Here is an 8,403-nt window from a genome sequence, read left to right as displayed (position 1 = left end):
GTGCCCAGAACAGGACTCGAACCTGCATGCCTCTCGACACACGCACCTGAAACGTGCGCGTCTACCAATTCCGCCACCTGGGCAAAACTTAGTTCCATTATTTCAAAGAAACAAGAGCGGAAAACGAGACTCGAACTCGCGACCCTAACCTTGGCAAGGTTATGCTCTACCAACTGAGCTATTTCCGCATTTCACTTTCATAAACTGTGAAGAGAAGGAGACTCGAACTCCCACGACATAACTGTCACTACCCCCTCAAAGTAGCGCGTCTACCAATTCCGCCACCTCTCCATAATTTTAAAGTTTAACCTTTGTGCCCAGAACAGGACTCGAACCTGCATGCCTCTCGACACACGCACCTGAAACGTGCGCGTCTACCAATTCCGCCACCTGGGCAAAGATTATTGTTCCAACATTTCAAAGAAACATGAGCGGAAAACGAGACTCGAACTCGCGACCCTAACCTTGGCAAGGTTATGCTCTACCAACTGAGCTATTTCCGCATTTTTTCGTTTGCGGTTGCAAAGGTAGGGATTTTCCGTAAACCTGCAAACATTCTGCATACTTTTTTCACAGAAATCTGTTCACTTTGCATCGACCGCAAAACAATCATTTTGATTATCAACTCATTCGGTCACGATAATCTTCATAAGAAAATTGCTTGTATGTTTCGGCTTTCCCCTCTTTGGTCCATAAAGCAATGGCAGGATGATGAATTCCGTTAAACATATTTGTCTTGACCATCGTATAATGAATCATATCTTCGAACACAATACGTTCTCCGATCTGCAAAGGATGATCGAAACTCCACAATCCCATATAGTCACCGCTCAAACAGGAATTGCCTCCGAGACGATAAATATATTTTCCTTCGTTTCCCATTTCCGCACCACGCACGGCAGGCTGATAGGGCATCTCCAGACAATCGGGCATGTGACAAGTGAAACTGACATTCAAAATAGCCGTCTTGATTCCACGGCTTTCCACAATATCCACTACTTCGGAAGTCAGCACTCCCGTCTGCCAGGTAAAGGCGGAGCCGGGTTCCAGGATAATTCGCAGATGAGGATAGCGTGCTTTTAATCCTTGCAACAGTGTTATCAAATGTTCGGTATCATAGTCTTTGCGAGTCATCAGATGTCCTCCCCCCAGATTCAACCACTTTATTTGTGAAAACCAACGGGAAAATTTAGCTTCGAGATGTTCCAATGTACGTTCCAATTCATAGGAAGAAGATTCGCAGTGACAATGACAATGGAAGCCTTCAATTCCCTGCGGCAATGCATCGGGCAACAGATCGGCTGTTACCCCAAAACGTGTACCGGGTGCACATGGATTATAAAGTTCTGTTTCCACCTCCGAGTATTCAGGATTTACACGGATACCACAAGAAATGCCACTTCCTTCTGCCACCACCATCGGATAGAAACGCTCGAACTGCCGCATTGAGTTGAAAGTGATATGACTGCTACAACGCATTATTTCCGGGAAATCCTGTTCCGTATAAGCTGGAGAATATGTATGTGCCTTACTGCCGAATTCTTCCAGTGCCAGACGGGCTTCATACACCGAACTTGCCGTAGAATGATCTATATATTCACGAAATATAGGAAAAGAACGCCACATGGCAAATGACTTAAAAGCAAGAATAATCTCCACTCCCGCCCTGTCGGCTACGCTTTTTATCAAACACAGGTTCTTTCTTAAAAGTTCTTCTTCCATGATATAACAAGGAGAAGGAAACTGATTAAAATCTATCATATATAAAATTATTATCTGAACTGACGCCTTACGAACGTGGATGCAAAAATACAAATTCAAAAGCAAAGAGGGATTGTTTTATTTTTAATTAAGATATTGGTTTTCGCGAACTTTTTCTTATTTTTACACCTTTATAATCATAAGTAGTTGTATCATCCTAAATACCTGATTGAATATGAATAAAGATTTAAGAAAAGTAGTGATTCTGCTGGCACACCCTAATATCAAGGATTCCCAAGCAAACAAAGCATTAATTGATGCAGTGGGTGACATTGAAGGAGTAGCGGTATTCAACCTTTATGAATTATCGCCAGACATTGCTTTCAACGTAGACGAATGGAGCAAAATCATTTCCGACGCTTCGGCTGTCATCTATCAGTTTCCTTTTCACTGGATGGCTGCACCGTCATTACTTAAAAAATGGCAGGATGAAGTCTTTACTTACCTATCCAAGACTCCGGCTGTCGCCGGCAAACCGCTGACAGTGGTTACAACTACCGGATCTGAAATCGATGCTTATCGTAGCGGAGGAAGAAACTGTTTCACAACGGACGAATTATTACGTCCTTATCAGGGCAGTGCTATTCATTCAGGTATGGTGTGGCAGACTCCTATTGTTGTTTATGGAATGGGAACTGCAGATGCGGGAAAGAACATCGCTGAAGGAGCAAATCTGTATAAACAACGTGTGGAGATGCTTCTTGGAAGTAGTAATGCAGGGAACAATTGGTAAGACTGTAAAAAGCGTAGCTTTAGGTTTCACCAAACACTTCTTCTTCAAAGTCAATATCGGCAGGAAAATAAACACCCCGATTACAGACATTATTAATCCTCCGATAGTACCTGCCGCCAATGGAAACCAAAAGCCTTCTTTCTCCATACCTACCATAAAAGGAACGAATCCCAATACCTGTTGGCATACCATATCCATCTGATACTTTGAATTCAGGTTCACCGTGCTCACCGATACGAATAGTATGAGTACTATCCTTCAAATTATAAACTTCAACGACTTCTCCCAATTGGGTAACTGCCGCTAATATTCCATTGTTAGGATTGTAGTCAAGGAAACTCCTCCATGCTTGGGCTAACGCTGGACGAGCATTTTTCAATGCTTTTTCATCAATAGTCGGAATAATCCCTATCTTATCTATAAGCCTCCCATTACGACCAACTCGACATAAACGATTTTCACCGGAATAATCAGGAATAATAAACATTGAATCATTATATATAGCAAAATCAAGTGGTCGAAGTATATCTTCATCCAATGTTACCGTTTCGTCACGAAGCAGTGAATCACCGGATGAAGAAAAGTCTAACCTAGTTAATTCACTTTTATTGGCATCCAATGTCCAGACTCCACGATCCTGCAAACGAAAATTTTCCATTGATAACATTCCCGTAGGTGAATCACTACGCTTGCCAAAAGAAGATAAATACTGAAAGCTCGGATATTGGAATAAGTGTCCATTATGATCAAGACCATGTAAATCCATTACAATGGCTTTATCTCCTTTGATTCGTATCCTAAACGGATAGCGTAATAAAGCCGTATCAAGCTCTATTACTTCTCCTTTTAGTTCTTTTTTTTGTGGAAACTCTGAATAAAAAGATACATTTCCTCCATATTCCTTATACTTTGTACTGCAAGACAGAAAAACAAAGAAAAGAAACAAGAAGATTACATTATTCCTCAAGACTGTATCCCCCAAAAACATATTCAACTTTAATATGAGATACAGGGCAATCTACAGAACCTACGCCTATACATTTCCAACTACCCACACTTTCACCAGCAGCTAAAGCTTCTACGTTATATAAAAGCAATGAACTTACTTGCTTATCATGAATACCTAAATTTTTAACAGCAACGATCGCTACAATACATACAAAGAAAATAGTTACTAATTTTTTCATATTACTTTCACTTACAAGATTAATTATGTAGCCAAAAGTAGCGGACAAGGATTAGATAGCAAAAAAAAATAGCGGACCATATCGGACCAGCTATTTTTTTACGGAAAAACACCGATGAAATCAGCATTTTTGAGAAGACAATTTGTTTGCATCAAAGAAGCAATTGATAAGTTTCTACACCTCTTTTTATTTCTATCGAAGTATCAAAATCATAAATAATAGAACGTAAACGAGTTATAGCTTTATGAATTCTATAAATATCACCGCTTCCATCTGGCCACAATCTTTTCATTATATCATCATCACTTAAAATATATCCTTCTTCCTTCCTTTGCAAAAAAAGCTCTAACAAATGGCTAGATTGAGCCGAAACTTTTTTGGTATATCCATTTTTCTCTATCTTTTGTTGTTCAGCATAAAATATTATATTATCATGCAAAACGTAAGAGCGTATAGGAGTCCCATTGATTTCCTTTACCAGCTTTACAATTGGTATTTCTACAATTTCTTTTTGTCGCATTGCTGAAACTTTCTTTAAAGCTACTATGCAAATCTTATAGGTCATATAAACACTTATAATACATAACAACAAAAATAGTGTAATCTCCATATGGATCAGACTCCATACAGTACAATAGAGATATCCCTTCACTTCTATTTCACAAGCATAACCTAGATAAATCGTAAACATTAAGGTTGAAGGATTAGCCCATTCACTCTGAACTGTATTCAAAGAATTAGTATTACCTTGTTCATCAGTGGTTGATATACATAAAGCAGACTTATTAAAGATATGTGATTTCGACAAATATTCTTTCCAGATCACGTTTAATGAATCAGGCAAAAGAGGCTTCTTTCCAAACGTAAAACTATGCATGGCACGTACGTTGGTATTATCAGTTATATTCATATAATGTTTTTGAGAATCCAAACGATAGTAATGTTTACCGAACTCATCTTCCAAAAAGACAGAATCTGGCACATCTGCGACATTCAAAAACTTAGAGTCTGAATAAAAAGAAAAAGGAACTTGTAAATCTCTACTTTTCACTTCCTGATCAACTACCTCAATAAAAGCTTTTTTCGCCTTCTCTTTAAGGGCAGATAACTTAAATTCATAAATATACTTGCAGGCAAAAAAGAATGCAACTCCACCAATACAAGCAATAATAGCTAACAGAATAATATTTTTAGTTCTCATCGTGTTTCATTTTATGTCCTTTTCAAGCACAAAGATAACATTTTTTACATAAATCGATGAGTTAGATAGATAATACCATATTACCAAAAACATATTCCTGCAATTTTCTAGCAGGAGCGTTAGAGAATAAGTTATCAGCCTTTTCATCCATAGTAAAAGCATCTGTCCTATTTTTAAGATTTACCTGTTTAATTTTAAAGTAAAAATGAAGCAAAGAGAGAAATAAATGCATAAATCAATGCAAGAATATACCGTTTTCAGACTAAATATTACATAAATAAGGGATAAGAAACGAATTATTTACCTCTAACTAAGCTTTGTTCCTCACCGAGGAACGACTCGTTGCCCGGTGTGCGTCGCTTCCTTCCTCACCGGGGAACAATACATTCATCAGTGAGACCCGAGTTTATCGGTATATTTTAAGCTATTTCACACTTTATTTCATTCTAATCAAATGTAGCAAAAAGAAAGTACTTATCAAATAATCAAACGAATATACACAAATAATTTCTCTATAGCAAACAATAAGCATCCAAATAACACAAAAATAAAGCACTACAGGTTTCCATAATCCCTAATTACTCACATATTTATTTGCATACAAGACTCTGTCTTAAATTCAAGCAGGAGAAACGCATAAAATATCCTATTTTTATGTATGTTCTCATTTCAAGACTTCCATATATAAAAAAATCCTATATCATGTCTAAGATGATATAGGATACTAACAATTATATAGAAACGTTTATTACAACGCCTTTATTTCTTCTATGGACAAGCCTGTGACTTGCGAAATAACATCAAGAGGAATATTCAGAGACTTCATATTGCTTGCAGCTTCCCTTTTCTCTTCCAGACGACCTTCATTAATACCTTCCACACGACCCTCCACACGACCCTCTACACGACCCTCTACACGCCCTTCTGCACGTCCTTCTGCACGCCCTTCTGCACGCCCTTCTGCACGTTCAGTGAATATATTATCTTTTAATATTACAATATTATCCAAATGGCGATAGTAAGCATCAAGCTCTGCTTTAGTCATCTTGTCAAGTTTTAGTCGTTCACGGGCTTCTGTTAAACCGGGAGCAGTCGCACTATCAGGAATATCACCTGTATTCAAATAATAGATCCATTCTTCCAACGGACTTTTAGCTACCTGATTAAAATCATTGACCTTCAAAATATAGTATTCAGGATAAAGTTGACTTACTGTATCCACTTTAAAAGTTTGTTTTTGAAAAGGAGTCAACTCAAGCATATCTCCTTGATGAATTCCCCGGAATTCTGTTTTACCGTGATATACGGTATCTTTACCACTACCCAAAGAAAAATAGACAATATTGACACTATATACTTTACGTACCTTATCATAACCTTCTCCACGATTAATATACTCGGTTACTAATTTTGAAGTACCAAACAGCATACGTTGAAAATAAGCATACTCATTGTTATTCTGAACTTCAATCAGAATAAGTTCTCCTTTAGAGTTCTCCGCAAGCATATCAACACGATTATACTTATCAAACTCATCTTCTTGATTGCTTTCACTCTCCAAAAGCTTCCGAATGATTATCTTTTCATTCAAAAGAGTAGTTAGAAAACCTTCAAGAACTGCAAAATTGGCTTTATTACGCAATAAGCGTTTCATAGCCCAATCGAAACGAATATAATTACTCGGCATAAGTTCGTCTCCTTTCTCGTTATCTTGTTTCATGCTAACAAAGGTAAGCAGAAAATGTTTGATTTCAAGTATATATGCTTCAAATTCTTTCTACTAAGAATATTTATCTTCCACTGTCCCAAAGTCCGCGTTGCACTATCGAAATTCACTCCAACTTTAACAACCTTGCGACGATAATTGCATCGGGCATCCTAATTACCACATCTGCCCTACCAATAACATTCTTGACTTCTACATCCACATATTGCTCCATCAAACGAAATAATAAATAGAAGATAGTCTGATAGTGCTTCTCCTAATTGTTCTCCAAATCAATCTAATGATGAGTTGAAACATGAACAAAGATAACGTTTTTACGTGTATCTTACACAGATAAGGTCCGAATTTGTTATTACTACCCCTATCTATTTGTTATATTGAAAATGAAAGCTGCTATCTATTATTCATTACCAACGAGAAGTATTGTCACTTTTCATTCATTCACAATGAGCAATTTTATCATTTTACATTCGTTTATAATGAGAAGTTTTATATCTTTGCAATCAAAAGCTCAATTATCATGAAAGAATTATTAAAGCATATCATATTCGACCAGCGTGAAAAAGACATATCCCAAATGATAGAAAGGGATATTGACATGAGTTTGGTTAACAATCCCGAAGTGCTGGTCATATCTGGTATAAGAAGATGTGGAAAATCTGTTCTTTTACAGCAAATACGCTCGCAACAGTCAGAGCAAGACTTTTACATGAATTTTGATGATGAGCGGCTTATCAACTTCAAAGTCGATGATTTTCAAACTTTATATGAAGCTTTCATCGAATTGTTTGGAGAACAAAAAACATTTTATTTTGATGAGATACAAAATATTCCCGGTTGGGAAAGATTTGTAAGGAGGTTGCATGATAGTGGATGTAAGGTATTTGTTACAGGCTCTAATGCCAATATGTTAAGCAGGGAGTTAGGCACACACCTCACCGGACGCTATTGTCAAATTGAATTATATCCTTTCTCATTTCCCGAATTTCTAAAAATAAAGGAAGCATATCCGCAACAAAAGGACTTTTATACTACTACCGGAAAAAGTATGCTAAAAAAACACTTTGACGAATACTTGAAAACCGGTGGTTTTCCCCGTTATATAAAAGACCGGAACGGCAATTATCTATCCACTCTTTATGAAAATATCATTTATAAAGATGTTGTCACACGAAACAAACTGAATGGTGAAAGAGAATTGCTGGAAATGGTTTATTACTTAGCCAGCAATGCTACGAAACGTTTCTCGTACAGTTCGTTAGCAAAAACGATAGGTATCAAACATACGGAAACGGTCAAAAACTATCTGGAATATCTTGAAAATACTTATCTGCTATTTCAGGTCATGAAGTTCGACTGGTCTGTAAAGAAACAGATGAATAACCAAAAGAAAGTGTATTTCATAGATAATGCAATTATTGGCAAAGTGGGTTTCAATGCTACTGATAATATCGGACAGTTGCTTGAAAACTTGGTCTTCATAGAGATAAAGCGCCAGGGAAAAGATATTTATTATCATGATGACGGAATAGAGTGCGACTTCATTATGCGTGAAAACGGACATATTGTATCTGCCTGCCAAGTCACCCGTTCGATGAAAGATGAAAAAACAAAGCAACGTGAAATAAATGGATTAATTTCCGCACTTAATGCCTACAATCTCACCGAAGGAATAATTTTGACTGATGACGAAACCGAGGAAATAACTATCGACAACAAAAAAATACATGTAATTCCTATATGGAGATGGCTATTAAGATAGTGACGCTATCCCACCAACATAGTGACGGTATAT

General features: G+C 37.2%; 7 protein-coding genes, 5 tRNA genes and 1 pseudogene. 2 read left to right on the top strand and 11 right to left on the bottom strand.

The genetic code is table 11. The annotated features are described in order from the left end of the window. Position 1 precedes the first annotated feature (1 nt). The 6 genes from I2I04_RS15765 to nspC form a co-directional block, all read right to left on the bottom strand. Positions 2–83: transfer RNA gene (locus I2I04_RS15765), tRNA-Leu, on the bottom strand. 32 nt (positions 84–115) lie between these two features. Then, positions 116–188, bottom strand: a tRNA-Gly gene (locus I2I04_RS15760). Between the two features lie 19 nt (positions 189–207). Then, positions 208–291: transfer RNA gene (locus tag I2I04_RS15755), tRNA-Leu, on the bottom strand. 23 nt (positions 292–314) lie between these two features. Further along, positions 315–396, bottom strand: a tRNA-Leu gene (locus I2I04_RS15750). Positions 397–430: 34 nt separating this feature from the next. Beyond that, positions 431–503: transfer RNA gene (locus I2I04_RS15745), tRNA-Gly, on the bottom strand. Between the two features lie 118 nt (positions 504–621). Beyond that, the gene (nspC, locus tag I2I04_RS15740; protein WP_195472787.1) at positions 622–1,761 is read right to left on the bottom strand and encodes a carboxynorspermidine decarboxylase; all 1,140 of its coding nucleotides are present in this window, start codon (positions 1,759–1,761) and stop codon (positions 622–624) included. 175 nt (positions 1,762–1,936) lie between these two features. Between nspC and I2I04_RS15735 the strand changes: the two genes are divergently transcribed. Next, the gene (locus tag I2I04_RS15735) at positions 1,937–2,494 is read left to right on the top strand and encodes an NAD(P)H-dependent oxidoreductase (protein ID WP_195472789.1); all 558 of its coding nucleotides are present in this window, start codon (positions 1,937–1,939) and stop codon (positions 2,492–2,494) included. 19 nt (positions 2,495–2,513) lie between these two features. Here the strand turns inward: I2I04_RS15735 and I2I04_RS15730 are convergent, their stop codons facing one another. From I2I04_RS15730 to I2I04_RS23290, 5 genes and pseudogenes are all read right to left on the bottom strand, one after another. Then, complete coding sequence (locus I2I04_RS15730; RefSeq protein WP_195472790.1) at positions 2,514–3,482, bottom strand: BF3164 family lipoprotein; 969 nt, start codon at positions 3,480–3,482, stop codon at positions 2,514–2,516. Then, positions 3,451–3,681, bottom strand: coding sequence for an NVEALA domain-containing protein (locus tag I2I04_RS15725; protein WP_134985433.1), 231 nt, complete (start codon positions 3,679–3,681; stop codon positions 3,451–3,453). The genes I2I04_RS15730 and I2I04_RS15725 overlap by 32 nt, the downstream gene beginning before the upstream one ends. Positions 3,682–3,832: 151 nt before the next feature. Next, entirely contained in the window at positions 3,833–4,882 is a 1,050-nt protein-coding gene (locus I2I04_RS15720) for a transcriptional regulator (RefSeq protein ID WP_195655413.1), read from the bottom strand. Positions 4,883–5,630: 748 nt separating this feature from the next. Then, positions 5,631–6,602 carry an Rpn family recombination-promoting nuclease/putative transposase gene (locus tag I2I04_RS15715; protein ID WP_195655412.1) on the bottom strand — a complete coding sequence of 324 codons (972 nt, stop codon included), beginning with the start codon at positions 6,600–6,602 and terminating at the stop codon, positions 5,631–5,633. Beyond that, positions 6,599–6,864: pseudogene (locus I2I04_RS23290) on the bottom strand (PD-(D/E)XK nuclease domain-containing protein); the annotation flags it as partial. The gene I2I04_RS15715 and the pseudogene I2I04_RS23290, both read right to left, overlap by 4 nt. Before the next feature lie 264 nt (positions 6,865–7,128). On the opposite strand from I2I04_RS23290, the gene I2I04_RS15710 reads away from it, so the two are divergent. Continuing rightward, the gene (locus I2I04_RS15710; protein WP_195472793.1) at positions 7,129–8,370 is read left to right on the top strand and encodes an ATP-binding protein; all 1,242 of its coding nucleotides are present in this window, start codon (positions 7,129–7,131) and stop codon (positions 8,368–8,370) included. Positions 8,371–8,403 lie beyond the last annotated feature (33 nt).

The sequence above is a fragment of the Bacteroides sp. 1001136B_160425_E2 genome, assembly GCF_015559655.1.
GTDB classification, from domain to species: Bacteria; Bacteroidota; Bacteroidia; order Bacteroidales; family Bacteroidaceae; genus Bacteroides; species Bacteroides luhongzhouii.
This window is presented reverse-complemented; position numbering and strand designations above follow the sequence as displayed.